At 33.7% G+C, this 23,768-nt stretch carries 21 protein-coding genes and 1 tRNA gene; 10 read left to right on the top strand and 12 right to left on the bottom strand.

Going from position 1 to position 23,768, the window contains the following annotated elements:
* Positions 1 to 142: 142 nt before the first annotated feature.
* Positions 143 to 1,903 (top strand): aromatic amino acid hydroxylase, encoded by a 1,761-nt coding sequence (locus tag ACZ451_RS08600; protein WP_464216708.1) that lies wholly within the window; start codon positions 143 to 145, stop codon positions 1,901 to 1,903.
* Positions 1,904 to 1,906: 3 nt separating this feature from the next.
* Here the strand turns inward: ACZ451_RS08600 and ACZ451_RS08595 are convergent, their stop codons facing one another.
* From ACZ451_RS08595 to alaS, 4 genes are all read right to left on the bottom strand, one after another.
* The gene (locus tag ACZ451_RS08595) at positions 1,907 to 2,521 is read right to left on the bottom strand and encodes a DUF4230 domain-containing protein (RefSeq protein WP_464216707.1); all 615 of its coding nucleotides are present in this window, start codon (positions 2,519 to 2,521) and stop codon (positions 1,907 to 1,909) included.
* Positions 2,521 to 3,546, bottom strand: coding sequence for a GSCFA domain-containing protein (locus tag ACZ451_RS08590; protein WP_464216706.1), 1,026 nt, complete (start codon positions 3,544 to 3,546; stop codon positions 2,521 to 2,523). Before ACZ451_RS08590 ends, ACZ451_RS08595 begins: the two co-directional genes overlap by 1 nt.
* 14 nt (positions 3,547 to 3,560) lie before the next feature.
* On the bottom strand, positions 3,561 to 4,247 hold the full coding sequence (locus ACZ451_RS08585) for a hypothetical protein (protein ID WP_464216705.1): 687 nt from the start codon (positions 4,245 to 4,247) through the stop codon (positions 3,561 to 3,563).
* 78 nt (positions 4,248 to 4,325) lie between these two features.
* On the bottom strand, positions 4,326 to 6,938 hold the full coding sequence (gene alaS, locus ACZ451_RS08580; RefSeq protein WP_464216704.1) for an alanine--tRNA ligase: 2,613 nt from the start codon (positions 6,936 to 6,938) through the stop codon (positions 4,326 to 4,328).
* A 107-nt stretch (positions 6,939 to 7,045) separates the two neighbouring features.
* On the opposite strand from alaS, the gene ACZ451_RS08575 reads away from it, so the two are divergent.
* Together ACZ451_RS08575 and ACZ451_RS08570 are read left to right on the top strand one after the other, a co-directional pair.
* Positions 7,046 to 8,023 carry a M23 family metallopeptidase gene (locus ACZ451_RS08575; RefSeq protein WP_464216703.1) on the top strand — a complete coding sequence of 326 codons (978 nt, stop codon included), beginning with the start codon at positions 7,046 to 7,048 and terminating at the stop codon, positions 8,021 to 8,023.
* On the top strand, positions 8,023 to 8,352 hold the full coding sequence (locus tag ACZ451_RS08570; protein ID WP_464216702.1) for a MerR family transcriptional regulator: 330 nt from the start codon (positions 8,023 to 8,025) through the stop codon (positions 8,350 to 8,352). The genes ACZ451_RS08575 and ACZ451_RS08570 overlap by 1 nt, the downstream gene beginning before the upstream one ends.
* A 95-nt stretch (positions 8,353 to 8,447) precedes the next feature.
* On the opposite strand, the gene ACZ451_RS08565 is transcribed toward ACZ451_RS08570, so the two are convergent.
* Positions 8,448 to 8,750 carry a hypothetical protein gene (locus tag ACZ451_RS08565; RefSeq protein ID WP_464216701.1) on the bottom strand — a complete coding sequence of 101 codons (303 nt, stop codon included), beginning with the start codon at positions 8,748 to 8,750 and terminating at the stop codon, positions 8,448 to 8,450.
* A gap of 317 nt (positions 8,751 to 9,067) precedes the next feature.
* Here ACZ451_RS08565 and ACZ451_RS08560 point away from each other — a divergent pair, with 317 nt between their 5' ends.
* Positions 9,068 to 9,403 carry a hypothetical protein gene (locus ACZ451_RS08560; protein ID WP_464216700.1) on the top strand — a complete coding sequence of 112 codons (336 nt, stop codon included), beginning with the start codon at positions 9,068 to 9,070 and terminating at the stop codon, positions 9,401 to 9,403.
* Positions 9,404 to 9,487: 84 nt separating this feature from the next.
* Here ACZ451_RS08560 and der read toward each other — a convergent pair whose 3' ends face one another.
* The 5 genes from der to ACZ451_RS08535 form a co-directional block, all read right to left on the bottom strand.
* The gene (gene der, locus ACZ451_RS08555; protein WP_464216913.1) at positions 9,488 to 10,795 is read right to left on the bottom strand and encodes a ribosome biogenesis GTPase Der; all 1,308 of its coding nucleotides are present in this window, start codon (positions 10,793 to 10,795) and stop codon (positions 9,488 to 9,490) included.
* A 189-nt stretch (positions 10,796 to 10,984) separates the two neighbouring features.
* On the bottom strand, positions 10,985 to 12,505 hold the full coding sequence (locus tag ACZ451_RS08550) for a choice-of-anchor I family protein (protein ID WP_464216699.1): 1,521 nt from the start codon (positions 12,503 to 12,505) through the stop codon (positions 10,985 to 10,987).
* A 401-nt stretch (positions 12,506 to 12,906) separates the two neighbouring features.
* Positions 12,907 to 13,335: a BLUF domain-containing protein gene (locus ACZ451_RS08545; protein WP_464216698.1), complete on the bottom strand. Its 429-nt coding sequence runs from the start codon at positions 13,333 to 13,335 to the stop codon at positions 12,907 to 12,909.
* A 96-nt stretch (positions 13,336 to 13,431) separates the two neighbouring features.
* Positions 13,432 to 14,316, bottom strand: a complete 885-nt coding sequence (gene era, locus ACZ451_RS08540) for a GTPase Era (RefSeq protein ID WP_464216697.1) — start codon at positions 14,314 to 14,316, stop codon at positions 13,432 to 13,434.
* Complete coding sequence (locus tag ACZ451_RS08535; protein ID WP_464216696.1) at positions 14,303 to 15,667, bottom strand: alanine/glycine:cation symporter family protein; 1,365 nt, start codon at positions 15,665 to 15,667, stop codon at positions 14,303 to 14,305. The genes era and ACZ451_RS08535 overlap by 14 nt, the downstream gene beginning before the upstream one ends.
* Before the next feature lie 184 nt (positions 15,668 to 15,851).
* Between ACZ451_RS08535 and ACZ451_RS08530 the strand changes: the two genes are divergently transcribed.
* The 5 genes from ACZ451_RS08530 to ACZ451_RS08510 all read left to right on the top strand — a co-directional run bounded on the left by ACZ451_RS08530 (position 15,852) and on the right by ACZ451_RS08510 (position 21,815).
* Positions 15,852 to 15,924, top strand: a tRNA-Met gene (locus ACZ451_RS08530).
* A gap of 169 nt (positions 15,925 to 16,093) precedes the next feature.
* The gene (locus tag ACZ451_RS08525) at positions 16,094 to 16,291 is read left to right on the top strand and encodes a helix-turn-helix transcriptional regulator (protein WP_299073076.1); all 198 of its coding nucleotides are present in this window, start codon (positions 16,094 to 16,096) and stop codon (positions 16,289 to 16,291) included.
* A 4-nt stretch (positions 16,292 to 16,295) separates the two neighbouring features.
* The gene (locus tag ACZ451_RS08520; protein WP_464216695.1) at positions 16,296 to 18,158 is read left to right on the top strand and encodes a site-specific DNA-methyltransferase; all 1,863 of its coding nucleotides are present in this window, start codon (positions 16,296 to 16,298) and stop codon (positions 18,156 to 18,158) included.
* A 3-nt stretch (positions 18,159 to 18,161) separates the two neighbouring features.
* The gene (locus tag ACZ451_RS08515) at positions 18,162 to 20,822 is read left to right on the top strand and encodes a restriction endonuclease (RefSeq protein WP_464216694.1); all 2,661 of its coding nucleotides are present in this window, start codon (positions 18,162 to 18,164) and stop codon (positions 20,820 to 20,822) included.
* Positions 20,823 to 20,885: 63 nt separating this feature from the next.
* Positions 20,886 to 21,815, top strand: a complete 930-nt coding sequence (locus tag ACZ451_RS08510; protein ID WP_464216693.1) for a toprim domain-containing protein — start codon at positions 20,886 to 20,888, stop codon at positions 21,813 to 21,815.
* A gap of 7 nt (positions 21,816 to 21,822) precedes the next feature.
* On the opposite strand, the gene ACZ451_RS08505 is transcribed toward ACZ451_RS08510, so the two are convergent.
* Complete coding sequence (locus tag ACZ451_RS08505; protein ID WP_464216692.1) at positions 21,823 to 22,236, bottom strand: hypothetical protein; 414 nt, start codon at positions 22,234 to 22,236, stop codon at positions 21,823 to 21,825.
* 199 nt (positions 22,237 to 22,435) lie between these two features.
* Positions 22,436 to 22,990 carry a hypothetical protein gene (locus tag ACZ451_RS08500; protein ID WP_464216691.1) on the bottom strand — a complete coding sequence of 185 codons (555 nt, stop codon included), beginning with the start codon at positions 22,988 to 22,990 and terminating at the stop codon, positions 22,436 to 22,438.
* A gap of 334 nt (positions 22,991 to 23,324) precedes the next feature.
* Between ACZ451_RS08500 and ACZ451_RS08495 the strand changes: the two genes are divergently transcribed.
* Positions 23,325 to 23,741 carry a thermonuclease family protein gene (locus ACZ451_RS08495; RefSeq protein WP_464216690.1) on the top strand — a complete coding sequence of 139 codons (417 nt, stop codon included), beginning with the start codon at positions 23,325 to 23,327 and terminating at the stop codon, positions 23,739 to 23,741.
* Positions 23,742 to 23,768: the final 27 nt, after the last annotated feature.

Raw genomic sequence — 23,768 nt, 5'->3', positions numbered from 1 at the left:
TTTACAACCAACACTATTCTAAAATAGTATAAAATTCCTAATTTATATCTAATAATAGGAATAATTCCTGATTTATATATTTTTAACAAATACTTATCACTATATATTATAATTTTATAGGAAAATAGATCATATTTATAAGATGAACGCATCATACGAAAGCAACGAAATACTACAGAAGCTTCCTGAGCATTTAAAGCAGTTTATAAAACCTCAGAATTATGAAGACTATACTGCAATTAACCAAGCAGTATGGCGTTATGTAATGCGTAAAAATGTAGATTATTTAAGTACTGTTGCACATCAATCCTATGTAGATGGGCTTCAAAAAACAGGAATTTCTATAAATAATATCCCTAATATGTATGGCATGAACCGAATTTTAAAGGAAATTGGTTGGGCTGCCGTTGCTGTTGATGGTTTTATACCCCCTTCTGCTTTTATGGAATTTCAGGCTTACAATGTATTAGTTATTGCATCAGATATTAGGCAATTAGGACATATTGAGTACACGCCTGCTCCAGATATTATTCATGAAGGTGCAGGGCATGCTCCTATTATTGCTAATCCTGAGTATGCAGAATACCTTAGGCGATTTGGAGAAATAGGTTCTAAAGCCATTTCTAGCGCTAAAGACTATGAGCTCTACGAGGCGGTTAGGCATTTATCTATTATAAAAGAAGCTCCTGGAACCCCACAAACAGAGATTGAAACCGCCGAAAAACACATAGAGGACATACAAGAAAATATGGGAGAGCCTAGTGAAATGGCACTCATTAGAAATTTACATTGGTGGACAGTAGAATATGGTTTAATTGGCACTGTTGAAAATCCAAAAATATATGGTGCTGGCCTACTTTCTTCAATTGGCGAAAGCGCTTGGTGTATGACTGATGATGTAAAAAAAATTTCATATTCTATAGAAGCAGCGCATACGCCTTTTGATATCACCAAACCGCAACCGCAATTATTTGTAACACCAGATTTTGCATATTTAAGTCAGGTTTTAGAAGAATTTGCAAATACAATGGCATTGCGTCAAGGTGGTTTAAGTGGTCTTGAAAAATTAATTAATTCTAAAGAATTAGGGACTATAGAATTAAGTACTGGCATCCAAATATCTGGTAGTTTTACAAAACATATTGTTTATAAGGGAAAACCAGTATATGTGCAAACAACCGGAGAGACTGCTTTATCCTACAGAGAAAAAGAATTAGTAGGTCATGGTGTTAAACAGCACCCTAATGGCTTTGGTTCGCCTATTGGGAAATTAAAAGGCATCAACCTTGCCATAGAAGATATGAGTCCACGCGACTTAAAAGCTTATGCCATTTTTGAAGGAGAAAGGGTGAGCCTAGAGTTTGAAGGAGATATTACCGTTACTGGGGATATTATTACGGGAACAAGAAATTTAAAAGGTGAAATTATTTTAATTACGCTTGATCATTGTACGGTTACGCATCATAATACCATCTTATTTCAACCTAGTTTTGGCTTATACCATATGGCAGTGGGCGAACATATTCAATCTGCATTTAACGGTCCTGCAGATCTTAGCAGTTTTAATCTAATAACCCATAACATCTCTGAAACAATAAAAACAAACACTGTAGATAACAAAGCACAGCAATTAGAAAGCTATTACCAGCAAATACGAGAGTATAGAGAAGGTACAAATACCACTATTTCTAGATACAAGGTTTTTGAAGCCTTAAAAGAAAACCATCCTACAGATTGGCTCTTGGTAGTAGAATTATACGAACTGGTAAAAAATGATGAGAACAGCAATTTTGCTGAAGAAATTCTCAAGCATTTAGAAAATGTAAAAAGAGAAAACCCTAAAGTTGGGCATCTTATTGATGATGGATTGGAATTAATTGATAAAGCAAACGCTCTTGCTTAAATATTATCCTTTAATTAATTGTATATCTTTTACACTGTTTATAGGTGTACCATCATAGGTTAAAGTCCAACCCATAGTATGGGTTAATACATAAATTTTTGACAATTCACTTAAAAGCCGATTTTGGGCATTTGAAATTAAAGAAGACTGACGTACTTTTTGTAAGAGCGACTCATTTACGTTTGCTTTTATTTTATTATAATCACTAGCTGTAAATTGATTTAGATAGTCAGCAGTAACATCATAATACTCAAAATCTGGATGTAATTTAATTTCGGGTTCTGGTATGTTTTCTAAAATGACTGTTTTCATTTCAGAATCAATACTAGTTACAATTTTACTAAGATCGTACACAATATCGACCTCAGCATTTACAACCACCAATGCTTTTTTATCTGCGGTAACAAGCGCTCCAAAAAGTTCTTTAGAATCTTTATAAGTATATACTTCAGAAAAATGACCCTCTGTAACAATTAGCTTAGATACATTAGAAATTTGCTCTTGAAGAAGCATAGAATTCTCTCTTAGAATCGATTTTTCGGTATTGTAATCTGCACAAGATTTATAAATTAAAATAGAAGCTAAAGTAATGATAGCTCCAACTAAGACTTTTTTCATTATTGAAATTTCATAAATGCATATTCCTTTTGAAGATACTGAATTTTCTTTTGAAGTGAATTTATAAACTTCTGATGCTGATCAGACTCAGGATTAAAAGGTCTGTGTGCAATTCCTTTTTGAACAGTTGCTACCGCTTCCATCACCTCATATACCTTTTTGTTTACCCAAACCGCTACAAATTTCTCCCAAATATAGGCTATCGCCAAATCATTAGGATGTACCATATCCGTTTTATAAAAACGATAATCTCTAAGCTCATCCATCATAATTTCGTAGGAAGGGAAATAATTCCCCCAAGCCCCAAAAGGGGAAATTTTTAAAACTTTGTGTAAAGCACTTACTAAGTGCGCTTTACTTTGCTGGTTTTCTATAAACCCATCTTTGAGATGACGTACTGGAGAAAGGGTAAAAATGATCTGTGCTGCTTGGTTTTGTTTTTGAATTAGATCAAATGTTCGTTTAAGACTTTCTTCTATTTCTTGTACCTCTAAAAGCTGTTTATTAAAGCTTGCCTGAGGCACTTTATGGCAGTTAGCAACTCTTAACCTGGTTTCTTTGTCTTGATACACCCAAGCTGTTCCTAAAGTGATTAGGATATGTGTGGCTTTTTTTATGTGTTGCCCCGTATCGGTTAGGGTTACATTTAATTTTTCTAAAAGCTTTTCTTTGGAGGGATCACTCAAATCAGAATGTGCATCAAAACAATGCCAACGTTCATTTAAAAAAAAGACATCTTCTTCTGAATATTGTTCTTTTTTTATCGCTTTAGAAATCAGTTTTTCAATAGCCAAAGGGTGAAACAAGATCCCAAAGGGGTTTTGAAGATTTTGAAATTGAAAATAATTTAATTTTGCTCCAATATGCTCCGCAAAACAAGAGCCTAAGACCAATAACTGACTGTTATAATCAATTTGATGGTCTGCTTTTTGTAATGGGACTTGTGTTTGGAGTTTCATATCGTAGTTTTCTGTGGAAATTTTAACATCTCCTGTATGATTCCTTTGCTTTTCAAGAGGTAGCATGTACGCTATATAAATTACTGTACATAGTTTTTTATTATTTGTTTAATAAATTGAAGGGTTTTATCATCAACATCATAATCTTCTTTAAAATCATATAATATCTCACTATCAACATCATTCTTTAGTTCCGTTATATATTTAACACCTTCTAATTCAACACCTAAATCTATGTTTTCAACAATATTTTCTTCGGTAAACTCTATTGAATTCATATACATCATAGCAATAAAATGATCTAAATTATCTCCAGTTTCGTATGGAATTTCTTCATCATCTTCTTCCATTTGTTTTAAATCAACAATATATATAGGCTTCTTATTTGTTATCAAGTTTAAAATTTCTAATATTATTTTTTTTACACTCTCTAAAGAATCAATGATGTAAGCATTTTGTTCTTTAGAAAAGTCAAAAATGTTTTCCCTTATTAATTGTTCACAAACATTTTTTTCAACTAGAGCTTGATTTTCTATAGATTTTAATTTATACGAAACAATTAAAACGATTGTTCTCTCAACAATTCCTTCTTCAACTTCTGGACAAAAAACAATACTCAATTCATGTAATCCATCTTCATTTTGGTGGATTTCTATTCCAATAGATGTTTTGTTTTTAGAATCCCACCAGTCAAGTTTAATAGGTTCGTATTCGTATATAAAAGAATCAAAATTATCAATCCCTATATTGTTTAATAATTCTTTCATTGTTTTTGTCTCAATTATATAAAACAGAAATATTTAGTTTATTATTTAAAACCAAGAAGAAGCAGTATTTTCCATCTGTTACAAATACCCCTCAGCATTCGCTAAAGCCTCTGCTATACCATCTGGGTTTTTACCTCCTGCCGTTGCAAAGAAAGCTTGTCCACCACCACCACCTTGGATGTGTTTTCCGAGTTCACGAACAACCGTTACCGCACTTAAGCCTTTAGATTCTACCAACGTTTTAGAGATATAACAAGACAGCACTACTTTACCATTATTTTCTGCGGCTAGTAAGAGAAATAAATTATCTTGATTCTTTGCCATTTCAAAAGACAAATCTTTAATACCACCTGCGTCTAAAGCTACTTTTTCTGCTAAAAATTGTATTCCGTTTACTTCTTTTAGTTTCGCTACTAATTCGCCTTTTAAGTTTTTTGCTTTTTCTTTTAATAAAGCTTCCACTTCTTTTTTAAGCTTGATATTCTCATCTTGTAAAGAACTCACTGCTTTTACAGGGTCTTTTGTATTGTTTAATAGATCTTTTATTTCGAATAATGTTCTGTTATTATCAAAATAAAAATCTTTAACAGCATCAGAGGTTATAGCTTCTATTCGTCGTATTCCTGCTGCAACCGCACCTTCGGACTTTATTTTAAAATGCCAAATATCACCTGTATTTTGTACATGTGTACCTCCACAAAGCTCTACAGATTGTCCAAATTTAATGGTACGCACCGCATCACCATATTTCTCTCCAAAAAGTGCCATAGCCCCTTGTGATACCGCTTCTTCCATAGGCACATTTCTTTGTTCTTCTAAAGGTAAATTCCCTTCTATACGAGCATTTACAAAATTCTCTACCGCTCTAAGTTCGTCTAGTGTTACTTTAGAAAAGTGAGAAAAGTCAAAACGTAAGTATTTAGAATGTACTGCAGATCCTTTTTGCTCTACATGGGTTCCTAAAATTTCTCGCAATGCCTGGTGCAATAAATGTGTAGCGGTATGGTTGCACTCTGTACGTTTCCGTTGTTTGGCATCTACAGTTGCTTTAAAAGTAGTATTTACATCTTTTGGCAAACCCTTTGCAAAATGGATACTTTCATTATTTTCCTTTTTAGTATCTATAATATAGACAACATCTCCATTTGGCGCTTCCAGATAGCCTTTATCACCTACTTGCCCACCACCTTCTGCATAAAAAGGGGTTAGATTAAAAACCAATTGATATTGTTCTCCTTCTTTTTTAGAAGTAACTTTTCTATATTTCACCAATTTCACATTGGTTTCTAGCGTATCATAGCCTACAAATTCCTGCTCTGTATCTAATGATAATACCGTCCAATCTTCTTTGGAAACCTCAGAAGCTGAGCGAGAACGCGTTTTTTGCTCTTGCATCCCTGCATCAAAACCTTTTTCATCTAAAGTAAAGCCCCTTTCACTTAAAATAAGTGCCGTTAAATCTTTTGGGAAACCATAGGTATCATACAATTCAAAGGCTTTTCTACCATTTACTTCTTTGCCTTTTGTATTTGCAATAATCGTATCTAACAAAACAAGCCCTTGGTCTAATGTTTTTAAGAAGGAGTTTTCTTCTTCTTTTACTACATTTTCTATCAGCTGTCTTTGTTCTTTTAGTTCTGAAAAAGCATCGCCCATAGTATCGATCAATACTTTTACTAAACGATACATAAAAGGTTCTTTGGTATTTAAAAAAGTGAAGCCATAGCGAATGGCTCTCCGTAAAATTCTTCTGATCACATAACCAGCTCCGGTATTACTCGGCAACTGTCCGTCTGCTATTGAAAAAGCTACCGCCCGGATATGATCTGCAATAACTCTAATGGCGATATCAATTTCTTCTTCCTTAGCATAAGTACTGTTGGTAATGGTTTCTATTTCTCTAATAATGGGTGTAAATACATCAGTATCATAGTTAGATTGTACCTGTTGCATCACCATACAAAGACGTTCAAATCCCATTCCTGTATCTACATGTTTAGCAGGTAATGCTTCTAAAACACCATTAGCCTTACGATTGTATTGCATAAAAACCAAATTCCAGATTTCTACAACCTGCGGATGATCCATATTGACCAAACTAGCTCCAGAAACTTTAGCTTTTTCAGCTTTTGGTCTGATATCTACATGTATTTCGGAACAAGGGCCACAAGGGCCTTGACTTCCCATTTCCCAAAAATTATCTTTTTTATTCCCAAACAGAATCTGATTTTCTGGCACAATTTCTTTCCAAAGATTTAGCGCCTCAGTATCTTGCTCTAAATTATCTGCGTCCTTACTCCCTTCAAAAACCGTTACATAAAGACTTTCTTTATCTATTTTACATACTTCAGTTAAAAATTCCCATGCCCATGCAATAGCTTCTTTTTTAAAATAATCACCAAAACTCCAGTTTCCTAACATTTCAAACATGGTATGGTGATAGGTATCTTTTCCTACTTCTTCTAAATCGTTATGCTTACCACTTACTCTAAGGCATTTTTGCGTATCTGCAACCCGTACATTTTTTGGTTCATTTATTCCTAAAAAAAACGCTTTAAACTGGTTCATTCCTGCATTGGTAAACATTAATGTAGGATCGTCTTTAATTACCATCGGTGCAGATGGCACTATTTTATGGCTTTTATCTGTAAAAAATGTTAAGAATTTTGATCTAATTTCTTGAGATTTCATAGGAAAAAGGTAAGCTTTTGATAATTTTAACTTATTCTATAAAACAATTTTTATATTTGTTTGTTAACCTTATAGAACTAAACCACAAAAATAGGATAAATCCGTTTATGTCTAAAGTAAAATATTATTATGATCCTGATACGCTTTCGTATCGAAAATTAGAGCCTAAAAAATCTCGGAAATATAGGAACATCAGCTTGTTTTTACTGTCTGCGTTTTTGTTTGGCGCTATTGGACTTACTTTATTACTAAATACAAACCTGATTAACACTCCAAAAGAATTATCATTAGAAAGAGAACTTAATAATTATGAACTTCAGTTTGAGATTCTAAATAAAAAAATGGAACAAATTGAACGTGTTTTAGCAAATGTTGAGGATCGGGATAATAACATCTACCGTTTGTATTTTGATGCTAACCCAATTTCTGAAGAACAAAGAAGAGCAGGATTTGGTGGGATCAACAGGTATAAATCTTTAAGTGGTTATAATAATTCTGAAATGATTATTGCGACAACAAAACGCATGGACATTATTCAAAAACAAATGGTGATACAATCTAAATCTTTAGATGAAATTACGGTATTAGCTGCTGAGAAAGAAAAACTAATGGCTGCTATTCCAGCAATACAACCTGTAAAAAATGAAGACTTAAAACGTATGGCTTCTGGATATGGTTGGCGATCTGATCCTTTTACTAAAGTGCGTAAAATGCATAGAGGTATGGATTTCTCTGCCAAAAAGGGTACTCCTGTATATGCAACGGGTGATGGGGTAGTTACAAGGGCAGATAGTGGCTCATCTGGATACGGGAACCATATCAGAATAGATCATGGTTTTGGTTATACTAGTTTATACGCGCATTTAAGCAGGTATAATGTTACGAAAGGTAGAAAAGTTAAACGTGGTGATCTCATTGGTTTTGTTGGAAGCACGGGTCGTTCTCAAGCACCACACCTACATTATGAAATATTTAAAGGTGGTGAACGTATTAATCCCATTAACTTTTACTATGGTAGTTTAACTGCTGAAGAATTTAATAATTTATTGAAAAACGCATCTCAAGAAAATCAATCTCTAGATTAATGCATATAGAACTGCCGGAAAAACGATATTATGGTATTGGCGAAGTAGCCAAAGCTTTTCATGTAAACACCTCTCTAATTCGTTTTTGGGAAAAAGAATTTGATGTCTTACAACCCAAAAAAAATGCAAAAGGTAACCGTAAATTTACACCTCAGGACATTAGCAACTTAAAATTAATATATCATTTAGTAAAAGAACGTGGTTTTACTTTAGAAGGCGCCAAAATACACTTAAAGGAAGAAAAACAAAAGACTTTATCTAATTTTGAAATCATTCAAAAACTAGAAGGTGTTAAAGCTGAACTGATCCGAATAAAAAGTCAACTCTAAATCATCTAGAATTTCTTGAACTGAGCATCTAATTAAAAGTTAAGAATATGGAATGATTGTATAACACATCTCCATTTAAATTAGTTATGGATTAACTAACCCCTTACATCATATGACGCTATAAACTCTTTGGAAACTTCGGTATATAATTTCCCCAAACGTTCGTGAAATTCTTTATCCATTTGTATCGTAAAACCCTTAAAAGTAACATGTGGAATTAACAATGCGTCAATATATCCTGCAATCATAAATTGCTCTATTTCATCTTGATGCAATAATTCGTCTAATAATTCTAAAGGGTGTGCAGTAAAAACAAGTTTTTCTGGATATGAAGATTTGTAGGAATACACCACTCTAAACCCTATTTCTACATAGGTTATTAAATAATCATCATTCATTTTTATTTACCGTAAAATTTAGAGTTACATCTAACAAAAACTTATTATAAATTATATAAAAACCTTATAAAAATAGCGGTTATAGTATAATTAAATATAGAAAAATTCTTATAGATTATATTTATTTATACAAATAAATGTAATTTTTTTCACTTTTTTATATAGAAAAATACTACTAAATATTAAATTTTATTAGTATTTTTGAAAATGAACACCTGCTTTCAAAATTTCTTATCAATTAAAAAATTATTGTTTTTAGCGATGTTTTACACTATATAATTATTATAAGTTTTTATAACATTATTAATTAAAGTAAAATGGAAAAAGTAAATAGCTACAATAACGGAACTGCATTTAATTTTATTACAAGTATTGGCGAAAAATTGAGTCAAAGCTTAGTTGAATTAAATGATATTATTTTTGGGGTAAATGATACGAAACCATATGTATTAGATTGGAAACATATATTAAAGAATTATTACAGTTATAAAAAAAAACATGGTAAAGTAGAGATTGATTCTTTTTCGTTTGGTTATGTATTAGGCTATTCCCTAATGAATCAATTTAGTAATAATGAAGAAATGAAAGAAGCTATGTATTTGCATCTTAGATCTGAATTATTAACAAAACAGGAAATGGGCGAATTAGACTAACCCAAGGAATAATACTACTTAAAAACTACCACCTGCTTCCTAAAGGTTATACTCTTTTTATAATTTTAATACTTTAGCCTTAAACTATTTTTTTCTCATAAAAATAGAGATAGGTACTCCCGAAAAATTAAAGTGTTCTCTTAATTTATTCTCCAAGAAGCGTTTATATGGATCTCGAATGTATTGCGGTAGGTTACAAAAAAAAGCAAACTGTGGATATGGTGTTGGTAATTGTGTACAAAATTTTATTTTAACAAATTTACCCTTATATGCTGGAGGGGGATAGTTCTCAATAAGTGGCAGCATCATATCATTAAACTTTCGCGTTTGTATTTTACGGCTTCTATTCTGGTAAACTTCTACTGCGGTTTCAATAGCCTTAAAAATACGCTGTTTAGTTAAAACCGATATAAATAAAATAGGAACATCTGTAAAAGGAGCTATGGCCTCTTTTATTTTTTGCGTGTACTGTTTAACAGTATTTGTTTCTTTATCTTCTATTAAATCCCACTTATTAACTAAAATAACTATTCCCTTATTATTACGCTGCGCTAACCAAAAAATGTTTTGTACTTGACCATCAAAACCACGAGTAGCGTCTAATAATAAAATGCAAACATCTGCATGTTCAATAGCACGTACCGAACGCATTACTGAATAAAATTCTAAATCTTCACGCACTTTAGCTTTTCGTCTAATTCCTGCAGTATCTACCAAATTAAACTCAAACCCAAATCGGTTATATTTGGTATCTATACTATCTCTTGTAGTACCCGCTACATCTGTTACAATATAGCGTTCTTCACCAATCAAAGCATTTATAAAGGATGATTTACCTGCATTAGGCCGACCTACTACTGCAAAACGTGGTAAATTATCTTCCTTTTCAATTTCTTTCTCGGGTAAAACTGCTACTAAAGCATCTAACAAATCTCCTGTTCCACTACCATTTGTACTGGCAATAGTATAATAATCCCCAAGTCCCAAACTATAGAATTCTACTGCATCTTCTGCTCTTTTATTATTATCTACTTTATTAACTGCTAAAAGCACTGGTTTTTTAACCCTCCTAAGCAAGTTTGCAACATCTTCATCCATACCAGTTACACCGGTTTCAACATCAACCATAAATATGATTACATCTGCCTCGTCTATTGCCAACTCAACTTGCTTATCTATTTCTGCTTCAAAAACATCATCACTCCCTAATACATAACCACCAGTATCTATAACAGAAAATTCTCTCCCATTCCAATCGCTTTTTCCATAATGGCGATCTCTTGTAACACCACTTACAGCATCTACAATTGCTTCTCTACGCTGAATTAATCTATTAAAAAAAGTAGATTTTCCAACATTAGGTCTTCCCACAATGGCTACAATAGCACTCATAACTTCCTTATTTTCTGCAAAAGTACTACTAAATTCTGAAGTAAAATACCATCTTATGGGTGGATCGTTCTTATTGAATTTCATGATCTGTAAGATCTTCTAGAAATTTAATCTCTCTTTTAAATTTTTGAGCATAAAAAAACCTTGAATCACTACAAATTCAAGGTTTTATGTAAAACTATGTCCTGTTTATTTAATCTCGTAAAATACCACCGTATTAGAAACTTCATTTGTAATAACTACTAAGGCATTTCCTGTAGGGCTATTTTCTTTCGCTATTACAAGTAAGCCTTCTGGGCCAACATCTCTTGTATTTAACAACCATTCTACAAATACTGGTTGATTAGGATTGGTAATATCATACACTATTACACCTCCTGTTCTTTCTAAACCTACAAATAATAAGGTAGCATTTCCAACTTTTAAAGTTGTTACTGCTTCTGGTTCTGCTCCTTTATCATCACTTCTTTCATCTACCTCACCTTCATCATTATTAAAAAGAGAAGCTCTTAACTCAAATGTTCTTCTTCCAAGTTCATCAGCACTATCATACACTAGAGACCCATCTGTATTCCAAATTGTAAATGATCTGGCGCCATAAGCATAAATTTCATCAAAATCACCATCATTATCTATGTCTCCATTGACTGTAGTAGTCTTTAATCTTCCTAAATTTTCATCTTTTTGCAACTCAGCAGCATTAGGAAAAATTATAGGATCTAAAACTAAGTTTTTAATACGATCTTCTTCTGAAAAACCATCATAATCTCTTGCATCACCTTCATTAGCACTTATTATGTATGGATTGCCATTAATTTCTGCAAATGTAATTGCGTCTGGCATATAGAAACCAAAAACGGGCCAATTTTTAAAATTACCTACAATACCGTCTCTATTACTTGCATCAATTTTATTTTCTGAAAGGCTAAAATCTTTTACACCTAAGCCAACTACATTAGAAATTGTCATTGCATCTAAGTCTACAGTAGCGAGACCATTATTCTCTTGTAGTGCTACATACGCATACTTACTATCGTTTGAAACTGCAATATATTCTGGTTCTACATCTTGGCTAAATGTTGCACTAGGACCAAACACTCTAAAATCATTACCAATACTTAATGCATCAAAATTTGAGAAATACAGGGTGTTTATTTCATTTTTTTCTAAATTTACAATAGTAATAGACCCCATAGGATCAACTGAATAATCATCACTTGGTTCTCCTTCATTAGCAGAAATTAAAAATTTACCATCTGGACTAAAAGTTACCATATCTGGTAATGCGCCAGCTATATATGTTTGCATTAAAACCTGCGTATCCGTATTATAAGTAACAATATTACCGTTTGCTTGCTTATCTATATTCTCTACTGCAACTGCTAATATTCCATTATGTACTGCTACACTATTTGGAATTCCTTGAAGTTGAATTGGAGATAACTTTATTGCAGCCGAAGGGATGGAAATATCCCAAACAGAAATTTCAGTATCGTTAGGATTCACTACAAACAACTTTCTTGTTTGCTCATCATAAGCACTAATCTCGGCGAAACCCTCGTCTCCGGTACCATTTGTAAAATAACCTATTTCTGTAAAAGTTAACGCAGAGGTATCTACATCTGAATCTTCTCTATCTCCTGTAAAATCTTTTACACAAGAAGATAATAACGTAATTGCTAATAATGTAATTGGTATTGTTTTTTTCATTTTCTAGATAAATTTGTTATGCTACAAAAATGAAAACCAGAATTAAAATTATTGTGATTACAAAATTATTCTAATGTTAAGTATTGGCTTTTATTATTACCTTATTATTATGTGAAGAAAAAATAGGCTGGCATAAGTGAGTATAAACATCATACTGTTTTCTATTTTTTCAATAGATAGCCTAGCTAACAAATAACGTACTGGCAAAGGGTCATCCAAAATACAAATAAGCCATTTTTTAAGAAAAAGTGTTCTTAAATCTTAAGATACTCAAGTTTAAAAAAGTTGAAGTTAAAGCACAAAGAAATATCTTAATATCAGAATATACCTCATTAGATATAAGATCCTAACTATTATTAAACCTTATTTAGAGATATGAAATAATACTTTAGCTAAACTTATTAACCAACATTAACATTATTGTATTCATTAAATTCACTTAACGAATCAAAATCTATCTTATCTATAAATTCAAAAATTTCAGTTTGATGAGAATCATCATATAAATTTTCAAAGTCTTTATGTTGTATCATTTCTAATTCTGGTAAATAAAGCATTCGCCAATTTGCAAATATTGAATTTTTCAAAGGTCGATCTACTAAGACTTTTAGTTCGTGATGACGGGAATCTTTTAGCAAGTAATCCATAAGATTCGAAAGATTTTCGGGTGGCCCTTCTACCCATTGAATAAAAAATCCTTCTTTGTATATTAAGAATCCTGTTATGTTGTTTTTTCTATTCTTTACTCTTGCTTTAAATAGCAACTCTTTTATTTCTATTTTAGTAAAGACCTTTTTTGCTTTACTAATATAAATAACATTACGAATCATATTTTTTATAGGTTGACAAAAATTTCGTTAAAATTAAAAAATAATCTTAATTATTTATCACTCTAAGCTAATATTCTTTGAATCGCTATTAAATACCTATGTATTATAACCAAAACGTTTTAATTGATTAGAATTGCTTCTCCAATTCTTATTTACTTTAACATAAAGTTCTAAATGCACTTGTTTATCAAAGAATTTTTCTAAATCTTTCCTAGCTTCTACACCTACTCTTTTTAATGCAGCTCCTTTGTGTCCTATAATAATTCCTTTTTGAGAATCTCTTTCTACCATTATTACAGCACGCATTCGTATTATTTTTTCATCCTCAAAAAATTCTTCAGTATCTATTTCTACTGCATACGGGATTTCTTTCTTATACTGTTGTAAAATTTTCTCTCTAATAGTTTCGTTTACAAAAAACCGTTCTGGCTTATCCGTTAACTGATCTTTTGGATAATACGGTGGACTTGCTGGTAATAATTCTATAATACGCTCAAAAACCGCTTTAATATTAAAGTTCATTAAAGCAGAAATTAAATGTATTTCTACAGTTGGCAGTTGTTCTTGCCAATATTGTACTTGTTCTTCTATAATTTCTTGTTCAGTATCATCTATTTTATTTAAAAATAATAATACCGGGATTTTACTGTTTCTAATTTTCTCAAAGAAATGTTCATCTTTCAATGTTTTTTCTCCAATTTCTACCATATAAATTAGAATATCTGCATCTTCAAAAGCAGATTTCACAAAATCCATCATAGAAGATTGTAATTCGTATGCAGGTTTTATTATCCCAGGCGTATCTGATAAAATTACTTGAAAATCATCACCATTAACGATCCCTAAAATACGATGTCTTGTAGTTTGTGCTTTAGAAGTAATTATAGAGAGTTTCTCTCCCACAAAGGCATTCATTAAAGTAGACTTACCCACATTTGGGTTGCCAATAATATTTACAAAACCAGCTTTATGCTTTGTCATTCTTCATTTTTAAAAAATAAGTTTTCATGGCATCATTCACTTTTGGAGCCAAATACAAAACGGCAATCATATTAGGAATTACCATTAGCGCAAAAGATAAATCTATTAAATTAATAACCAAATCTACAGATGCCACTGCTGCAAAGGTAATACTCCCTATATAAATGAGATTATAATACTTTCCAATTTTAGCATTTGTTAAAAAAGATAAACATTTTGTGCCATAATATGAATAAGTAAATAAAGTAGACAGTGCAAAAGCTGTTACAATAATCATGAGTAACACATTCCCAAAAGGAATAGATTTTTCAAAAGCATTTAGGGTCATCGCAATTCCGTTGGTTTCTGTTTCTAAATAAGCATCACTTAAAATAATAACTACTGCTGTTAATGTACATACAATTATGGTATCTATAAACGGACCTAGCATAGCAACTAAACCTTCTTGTATAGGTTCTTTTGTCTTAGATTGCCCGTGAAACATAGGCGCATTACCAACACCAGATTCGTTTGAAAAAACAGCTCTACGGATTCCTATAATAATTAAACCCCAAAGACCACCTGTTACTATTGTTTTTAAATTAAATGCTTCAACTACTATTAATTGAAGTGAAGGAAAAACAGCAGTGAAATTCATTAGTATAATATAAAAAACAGCTATTAAATATAATAGTACCATAAAAGGCACTACAGCTGTTGCTACTTTTGCTATTTTTTTAAGTCCACCAAAAATTACAAATGATGTGATTATTGATAATACAATACCGATAATTAACCTCCAATTAAATTCTCCTAAAACAGTAAATGCATTATCTGGTTTCACAACCGACATTAAAGTTTGCGTAAACTGATTTGTTGTAAATGCTGGTAACACTCCAAATAAACCAGCGACACAAAAGAATATTGCTAATGGCTTTGCATTTTTTCCCATACCGTTTAAAATATAATACATAGGACCTCCTTGTAAATTCCCATCGGAGTCATTTCCACGGTACATAATGGCGAGACTACAAGAATAAAATTTTATACACATACCCACTAATGCGGTTATCCAAATCCAAAACACCACCCCAGGACCTCCTTGATAAATAGCAATAGCTACTCCTGCAATATTACCCATACCCACTGTTGCCGCAACAGCAGAAGACAAAGCCTGAACAGAACTTACCTCTCCAGGATTATTAGGATCATCGTATTTCCCTGATGTAATTTTTATAGCATGTTTAAAATAACGGTAGGGTAATAATTTAGAATAAAACACAAGAAATAATCCGCCACCAATAATTAAAAAAAGCATAACCCACTCAGTATAAGGAAGAACGCTAGACAAAAAATCATTTATATAATTCATATGAAGAAATAAAGGTTTTTAAGACTGGTAATTTAAGCATTTTTACAAGGATAACATTAAAATAATTATTCTTGAATTCTTTGATAGTATTAAAAAAGCATCGTATCTTTGCAGTCCAAAATAAATCAGTCAGCATTATGAACTGAAAGCTAAAGGCTAAGTTGATTGTTTTGGAAACCCATATCGCGGGATAGAGCAGTAGGTAGCTCGTCGGGCTCATAACCCGAAGGTCACTGGTTCGAGTCCAGTTCCCGCTACTAGTAAAATCAAGCCTTCACAGAAATGTGAGGGCTTTTTTTATACCCTTCCTAAAACATACCTAAAACAAGTAGCCGTTTTAAAAACATCCTGTTTTTATTTTAATACTCACTTCGTGAGATATTGATTGAACTTTTATATCTTAGTCAGCTTAATATAATATGCAAAATGAACCGTATTAAAGAGGTTTTAGAAGAAAAAGGCATAAAACAAAAATGGTTGGCTGAACAACTTGGCAAGAGTTACAACATGGTAAACTCTTATGCACAAAACAGGCGACAACCTAGCCTAGAGGATTTATACAAGATTGCAGATATACTAAATATAGAAGCGCAAGAATTACTGACTAAAAGAAAAGATTGCTAAAAATATGGACGGAACTAGCCTAACACCACAACAACAAAAACTTAATGCGCTGCGTGAAGTATTACCCGAAGCTTTTGCAGAAGGAAAAATAGATTGGGAAAAATTAAAAGCTGCTCTTGGGGAAGATATAAACTTCACTAATGAACGTTATGTACTGAATTGGGCAGGAAAAAGCGAAGCGTTTAAAGTTTTACAAGCCCCGACTAGTAGTACACTTACTCCTGTAAAAGAAGAATCTGTAGACTTTGATACAACCGAGAACATTTTTATTGAAGGCGAAAATTTGGAAGTGCTTAAAGTGCTTCAAAAGAGTTATTTCGGTAAAGTGAAAATGATTTATATCGACCCTCCCTATAATACTGGAAACGACTCATTTATTTATCCTGATAAATTTGCTGAAACTAAAGAAGAATATGAAAAGCGTGTAGGCGATAAAGACGATGAAGGTTACATGACTAAAGACGGTATGTTTAAGAAAAACCGTAAAGAAAATGGTCAATATCATAGTAACTGGTTGAATATGATGTACCCCCGTTTGTTTTTAGCAAAAAATCTATTAACTCCTGATGGTGTGATTTTTGTTTCAATAGATGATAATGAAGCGCATAACCTGAAACTTGCTATGGATGAAGTTTTTGGTAGTGAAAATTTTCTAGGAAATATAGTTAGAAGCACAGGACAAACTACAGGGCAAGATAGTGGTGGTTTAGGTAGTTCCTTTGATTTTGTACTAGCCTATTCTAAAGATGATGTCGATTTAAGTGGACTTAGGTTAAATGAAAAAGACTTAAAGAGGTTCGAAAATGAAGATGAACGCGGAAAATTTGCTTATGACCAAATGAGAAAAACGGGTAGTCAGGATAAGCGAGAGGATAGACCTAATATGTATTATCCAGTTATCGACCCTGATGGAAAAAAAGTATTTCCGATTGCGCCAGCAGGATATGAAGGTCGATGGCGATTTGAAAAATCTACATTTGAAAAATACAATTCGGAAGGCTACATTTTTTGGAAAAAAACAAAAAGAAACAACGAAGAAATATGGTGGCCTTACGTTAAGTATTATTTAGAGGGTAGAACCAAAAGACCTTCTCCCTTATGGACAGACCTTGATGGAAATAAAAAAGCTTCAAGAGATTTGCGTTCACTTTTTGATGGTAAGAAATTATTTGATTTTCCGAAACCTACTCAATTAATAAAAAGACTAATTGAGATTGTGCCAAACTCAAATGATGGCGATTTAGTTTTAGATTTTTTTAGTGGTTCTGGAACTACCGCACATTCTGTATTTGAAATAAACGCTGAATTAAATAGTAATCGAAGATTCATATGCGTTCAAATTCCAGAGTTATGTGATGATGATAGCGAAGCCTTTAATGAAGGCTATACAACAATTGCTGATTTAGCTAAAGAACGTATTAAAAGAGCTTCGAAAAAGGTTCAAAAAGATTTTCCAAAAAATAAAAGTGATAAAGGTTTCAAAGTTCTTAAACTTTCCGATAGTAATTTTAAACAATGGCAGCAAATAAAGGGTAAAGATGCAAAAGCCTTAGAGGAACAAATGAAACTATTTGTTGACCCCGTTTCTAAATCGGCAACTATTGAAAATATGGTCTATGAATTATTATTGAAAAGTGGAAAAGACCTAAATAGTAAGATTGAGCATAAAGGGAACTACTATTCTATAAATGATAATGAACTGATTTTTATGCTTGAAAAAGCAGATAAAAAAATAGTGGATGCCGTCTTAAAAGAACAGCCTCATAAAGTTATCGCTTTGGATAAATTATTCAAAGACAATGACCAATTAAAAACCAATACGGTTTTACAAATGAAGGATTCAGGCGTTGAATTTAAGACGATATAAGCTATGAAGATAAATTTTGAAGCTAATCTACAATTTCAACAAGATGCGATAAAATCCATAACGGACTTATTTGAAGGTCAGCCCTCGGATGAATCCCTGCTAGAATATGATTTTAGTGTACAAGGCGAACTACATTCTATTGTTGGGGTGGGTAATAAATTGATACTTTCCGAAGGTCAAATACTATCCAACCTACAAAACATACAAGAAAACAATGAAATCGAGCAATCGTCTGAATTGGATGGGATGAATTTCTCCGTAGAAATGGAAACGGGAACAGGAAAAACATACGTTTATCTGCGAACCATTTATGAACTTAATAAGCTTTACGGCTTTAAAAAGTTTGTCATTGTTGTTCCTTCAATTGCTATTCGTGAAGGGGTTTTAAAAAACTTAGAAATCACTCACGAACATTTTCAAAATCTATATGATAATGTGCCTGTTAATTTTCAGGTTTATGATAGCGGAAAGCCTTCTACATTAAGGGGTTTTGCTACAACCAATACAATTGAAGTTTTAGTTATCAATATTGATTCCTTTGCTAAGGATGAAAATATCATCAATAAGCCAAACGATAAACTGAACGGGCGCAAGCCTGTACAATTTATTCAAGCGGTAAACCCTTTTGTTATCGTAGATGAACCGCAAAATATGGAAACGGAAAAAAGAACCGCAGCCATTGAAAATCTAAAAGGGCTTTGTACGCTTCGTTATTCCGCCACACATAAAAACCAGTATAATTTAACCTATAGCCTGAACCCCGTAAAAGCTTATGATTTAGGCTTGGTAAAACAAATTGAAGTGGATTCCATTGTTGAGGAAAACGCCTTTAATGATGCCTTTGTTTCAGTTGATAGTATTACTGCAACCAAAACTAAGGTAACGGCAAAACTATTCATCAATGCCAACGATAATGGCGGTGTGAAAAAGAAAAAAGTTTCAGTAGAAGTGGGCAAGGATTTATACGCCCTATCAAACGAACGGGAAATATATGCGGATGGTTATATTGTTGAGGAAATAGATGCATCGAACGAGTGTATATCTCTTTCCAACGGTACAGTTTTATACCAAGGCGATAGCCAAGGCGGTCTTTCCGATGAAATTATGAAATTTCAAATACGAAAAACTGTAGAAGAACACCTAAAAAAAGAAAAAAGGCTTAGTAAAAAAGGTATTAAAGTACTCTCTCTATTTTTCATTGATAGAGTTGCGAATTACAGGCAATACGATAGCAATGGTAATCCTTTAGACGGCAAATATGCCCAATGGTTTGAGGAAATCTATACGGAATATGTGGCGCAAAAAGCCTTTAAAGAATTGGATAAATTCCCAATTGATAAAATACACAATGGTTATTTCTCCCAAGATAAAAAAGGAAAAATAAAAGATACCAATGGCGTTACAAAAGCCGATGATGATACGTATAGCTTGATAATGAAGGACAAGGAAAAGCTTTTGAATATAGCTAATCCCTTACGATTTATCTTTTCGCATTCTGCACTTCGTGAGGGTTGGGATAATCCTAATGTATTCCAGATTTGTACGCTAAACGAAACAAAATCAGAAATTAAAAAACGTCAGGAAATAGGAAGGGGCTTGCGCTTGGCAGTTGACCAAAAAGGAAAACGAACCTATGACCAAAACATTAACCGCTTAACTGTCATTGCTAATGAATCCTATGATGATTTTGCTAAGACATTACAAAAAGAAATCGAAGATGATTGCGGTGTTTCTTTCCAAGGACGTATCAAAAACAAAAGAGAACGCACGCCGATTAAATACCGGAAGGGCTTTGAAGCTGACCCAAAATTTTTAGAAATATGGGAAAAGCTGAAACAAAAAACGACCTATCGGGTAGATTATAATACAAGTGATTTGATTGTTTCGGCTGCTAAAGTTATCAGCGAACTACCTAAAATCAAAGCCCCTGCCCTGCGCTCCATAAAAACGGCTGTAACAATGGATGAAACCGAAGGCGTTGGCGGTCAGTACAAGGGCGAACGTTTAGAAAGCTATGAAGGGCATACGTGGCAGATTCCCGATGTGTTGGGTTATATCCAAAGTAAAACAGAATTAACACGCTCTACCATTCAGGAAATTTTGAGTAAGTCAGGACGTATAGGCGATATATTGGTAAACCCTCAATTATTCCTAGACCTTGCTGCACAGGCAATCAAAAGGGCGTTGTATGCCATTATGATAGACGGAATCAAATATGAACATATTGGCAGTTCTGAATATGAAATGGCGTTGTTTGAAGCACAAGAATTAGAAGTGTATTTGAATGATTTTACGTTTAATGTTTCAGATACGACTAAAACCATATATGAGGAATTTATCCCCTTGGATTCAGGTGTTGAAAGTAGATTTGCAGCCGATTGTGAAACAAGCGACCAAATAAAGTTCTATTTCAAATTGCCGAATTGGTTTAAGATTCCTACGCCTATTGGAAATTATAATCCAGATTGGGCTTTGGTATTTCAGGACGACAATAAAATTTATTTCGTTGCCGAAACTAAAGATACAGGAACGCCCGAAGTTGATTTATCAAAACTTAGTGGCGATGAACAATTAAAAATCAAATGTGGTAAAGCCCATTTCAAAGAATTTGAAAAACTGGAATACAAAGTAGTAAACAAGGTTGGGCAGCTTGTAGAAAAATAAGGAAACGTTGAAGTGAACTGTGAACAAGCCAATAAAATACCTTTAGAAACGGTGCTAAAAAGCATGGGTTATAAGGCTTTGGGTAAACATTCGGGCGGTTCGGAACAATGGTTTGAGAACCCTTTGCGAACGGAACGCACCCCTAGTTTTTCCGTTAATCATCAAAAGAATGTTTGGCAAGACCTTGGTACGGATAAAGGCGGTTCGGTCATAGACCTTGTAATGGAATACGGCAACACAAGCGTATCAGGTGCGCTCACATGGCTATCCGACCATATTGGCGGTAGCTCCCTGCCCCAAATAGAACGAACGCACTCCACGGGTGAATATGAGCAAAAGAAAGCCCGTTATGAAGTTAGAAAATCAGGGGTCATTATGAACCCCGCTTTAATGGGCTATGTTGAACAACGTGGCATTTCCCAAAAGGTCGCACGAAAACATTTAAAAGAGGTTCGTTATTTTGATACCGAAACGGAAAAGGAATTTTTCGGGCTTGGTATGCAGAACGTTTCGGGTGGTTGGTCAATTCGTAACAAATACATGAAAACTGTTATCGCTCCCAATGGGTTCGCTAACGTTCGAGGAAACGGTGAAGCAGCGAACACGGTAAACATTTTTGAAGGAATGTTTGACTATCTAAGCTACTTAATGATGACTGACCAAACGGATGCCAGAATGCGTTGTATTGTCTTAAATTCAACCAAAATGGCGAAGCAAGCTGCGGATTTTCTTCGAAAAGATATAACGGTTCAAAATGTAGTCTTGTGGCTCGATAATGAACCCGAAGGTTCAAAAGCTTCCGAAGCGGTAGAACAAGCAACGGCGCATTTTACCGCCCTGCCTTTTGCTGTGTATGATGCTCGTGATACCTTTTATGGTTTTGAGGATTTGAATGCTTCTTGGGTCGCCACAAAAGAGATGCACCGTATCGAAATGCGCCCTATTAAATATCATGACCATGACCAAAACGACAATTTACAAATGGAACTATAATTCCATTCTATTTACCAAATAACCGTCCGAAAAAACCCTTTTTAACAGGGGTTTCTTTTCGTTCGTGTGTAAGCTGTGTGAACAGTTTCCACCGTTCTTCACTTTCCTTGTCCAATCGGGATTTATAATCTTCTTTATCTGCTTCCAAGGTATTTACTTTTTCATTTGCCGCTTCAAGTTGCACCTCTAACACTTTGATTTTGTGTTGTGTTTCGGTGTTCGCCTTTGGGGTTGCCAATGGTTCGACTTTATTGTTTTCTTGTTCGTTCTTGGGGTACACACGAAACAATTCGGCGGGGTCTATTTTAAAACCGCTTGAATCTTTAGATACATAGGAAATTTTGCCGTTTTTCAACGCTTTTGAAATAGTTGATTTGCTCTTTCCTGTTAATTTGGCTGCTTGTCCAAGTGATAAATACATAATGTATTCCTATTCTTTTAGGGGGTTGCCAATCGTTCTTTAAAACGTTTATGAAACAGTTTACCGAACGAATAGGATTAATACATCCATACTTCAAGCTTCATCCACAAAATTCTTGTTCTTTTTCTTTTAGCTAGTCAAAACAAAGTTCTTTCGCTTATGCGAAAGTCAATTTTAGGCTAAAAATGAACCTATGTATTCAATCAGGATGTAAAACAATACCGTTTCTACTCGCCATTAAATTCAGTTTATCTAAAAAATCCTGTTCTTGAGTCGTATTTTCCCTTTTATATATATAGTTATTATTAGTGTCAGCCTTATATGTCTTACCCTGTTTCTTGCTCTTTTTAGCCTTAGTCGGCTTAAGTGCAAAGAAATTCAGGTGTATTTTAATCCCTGTATAATAGCCCCAACGGTTTTTGGTGCGGCTATAAAATAAATAACCTTCCTCTATGGCATCCTTTAGATAGCGTTGTACTTGGCGAACGCTGCGCCCTAGCTTCTTGGCAATAATGCCCATAGTGGTTTCCAAAGGCTGTTCTTGTCCTGCCCATCCTAAAAGCATAAGCACCATACAACGGGTCATAGGCATTAAACGGGGGTTTCGCACAAAGTCCTGTTGTACGGGTTTCACAAAACCAAAATTAGGTGATTGCAGCTCCAAGGATTTTCGCTTTGGCGCATCAGGCTTTTGTTTTTGTGAGTAGGGGGCATTTAGTAATCGGATGTTTCCGATGTTCGCAAGGTGTTTCATTGGGTGTTTCCTTTCCAAAAAGGGAAGAAAATTGCACCGTTGCATTAAGGTCGCAAAAAACTGTTACAAGAAATCATTTTTTTCTTGCATCGCTCTTTATATTAGGCGATGCTGTGAGTGTTCAGTTCAGGTTGCATTGCCTAGATAAAGATTTTTTAAAGACCGCTTCGGCGGTTTTTTTCTTGCCCGTTATTTCGTTGTGTTTCTCCAAAAATTTGAATCGTTATTCAGTTTTCCCGTTTTCATCCCCTAAAGCAATCACAAATTATGGGGATAACTTAGTTATGGACAGGAAAACGGTTGATATGACCATAAGCACAACCGCCAATAAGGTATGCTTCAAACCTTATGTATCATTGGAATAGGTGTTTTTCTTATTGCCTTGCTTACGCATTGGTTCAATCCGCAACCTTATCCATTGCAGCCAAAGAGGAAATACGGAAAGGTGCGCTATGTACATGATGGCGATACTTTGTATTTATATGGTTTAAAACCCGCTATTCGTTTGTGGGGTGTAGATGCTCCAGAAGTAGGGCAAAAAGGCGCACAGGCTGCTACAAATGCCCTAATAAAGCTATCTAAAGAAAAAAGAATATCCTATATCCCAATTGATACCGATAAATACGGGCGTATTGTTGCTCGTTTATTTCTATCAGACGGTAAGGAAATCAATTGCATACTGATAGGGCAGGGTGTCGTAAAACAGTATAATAAATATTCAAAAGGCTTTTATGATAGTTGTGAACCTTGATATGGCTTGGAAAATTGCTACTTTTCG

This window comes from Allocellulophaga tsushimaensis, assembly GCF_055383085.1.
Note: the sequence above shows the minus strand (reverse complement) of the source record. Positions and strands in the feature narration are given on the sequence as shown.

What these genes read in the sequence shown, in the direction of transcription:
- ACZ451_RS08510 (WP_464216693.1), top strand. Translation starts at nt 20,886, where the DNA reads ATGGGTTATAAGGCTTTGGGTAAACATTCGGGCGGTTCGGAACAATGG.
- ACZ451_RS08590 (WP_464216706.1), bottom strand. Translation starts at nt 3,546, where the DNA reads ATGCTACCTCTTGAAAAGCAAAGGAATCATACAGGAGATGTTAAAATT.
- ACZ451_RS08570 (WP_464216702.1), top strand. Translation starts at nt 8,023, where the DNA reads ATGCATATAGAACTGCCGGAAAAACGATATTATGGTATTGGCGAAGTA.
- ACZ451_RS08585 (WP_464216705.1), bottom strand. Translation starts at nt 4,247, where the DNA reads ATGAAAGAATTATTAAACAATATAGGGATTGATAATTTTGATTCTTTT.
- ACZ451_RS08535 (WP_464216696.1), bottom strand. Translation starts at nt 15,667, where the DNA reads ATGAATTATATAAATGATTTTTTGTCTAGCGTTCTTCCTTATACTGAG.
- ACZ451_RS08550 (WP_464216699.1), bottom strand. Translation starts at nt 12,505, where the DNA reads ATGAAAAAAACAATACCAATTACATTATTAGCAATTACGTTATTATCT.
- ACZ451_RS08565 (WP_464216701.1), bottom strand. Translation starts at nt 8,750, where the DNA reads ATGAATGATGATTATTTAATAACCTATGTAGAAATAGGGTTTAGAGTG.
- ACZ451_RS08525 (WP_299073076.1), top strand. Translation starts at nt 16,094, where the DNA reads ATGAACCGTATTAAAGAGGTTTTAGAAGAAAAAGGCATAAAACAAAAA.
- ACZ451_RS08505 (WP_464216692.1), bottom strand. Translation starts at nt 22,236, where the DNA reads ATGTATTTATCACTTGGACAAGCAGCCAAATTAACAGGAAAGAGCAAA.
- der (WP_464216913.1), bottom strand. Translation starts at nt 10,795, where the DNA reads ATGAGTGCTATTGTAGCCATTGTGGGAAGACCTAATGTTGGAAAATCT.
- ACZ451_RS08495 (WP_464216690.1), top strand. Translation starts at nt 23,325, where the DNA reads ATGCTTCAAACCTTATGTATCATTGGAATAGGTGTTTTTCTTATTGCC.
- era (WP_464216697.1), bottom strand. Translation starts at nt 14,316, where the DNA reads ATGACAAAGCATAAAGCTGGTTTTGTAAATATTATTGGCAACCCAAAT.
- ACZ451_RS08520 (WP_464216695.1), top strand. Translation starts at nt 16,296, where the DNA reads ATGGACGGAACTAGCCTAACACCACAACAACAAAAACTTAATGCGCTG.
- ACZ451_RS08575 (WP_464216703.1), top strand. Translation starts at nt 7,046, where the DNA reads ATGTCTAAAGTAAAATATTATTATGATCCTGATACGCTTTCGTATCGA.
- ACZ451_RS08560 (WP_464216700.1), top strand. Translation starts at nt 9,068, where the DNA reads ATGGAAAAAGTAAATAGCTACAATAACGGAACTGCATTTAATTTTATT.
- ACZ451_RS08600 (WP_464216708.1), top strand. Translation starts at nt 143, where the DNA reads ATGAACGCATCATACGAAAGCAACGAAATACTACAGAAGCTTCCTGAG.
- ACZ451_RS08500 (WP_464216691.1), bottom strand. Translation starts at nt 22,990, where the DNA reads ATGAAACACCTTGCGAACATCGGAAACATCCGATTACTAAATGCCCCC.
- ACZ451_RS08545 (WP_464216698.1), bottom strand. Translation starts at nt 13,335, where the DNA reads ATGATTCGTAATGTTATTTATATTAGTAAAGCAAAAAAGGTCTTTACT.
- alaS (WP_464216704.1), bottom strand. Translation starts at nt 6,938, where the DNA reads ATGAAATCTCAAGAAATTAGATCAAAATTCTTAACATTTTTTACAGAT.
- ACZ451_RS08595 (WP_464216707.1), bottom strand. Translation starts at nt 2,521, where the DNA reads ATGAAAAAAGTCTTAGTTGGAGCTATCATTACTTTAGCTTCTATTTTA.
- ACZ451_RS08515 (WP_464216694.1), top strand. Translation starts at nt 18,162, where the DNA reads ATGAAGATAAATTTTGAAGCTAATCTACAATTTCAACAAGATGCGATA.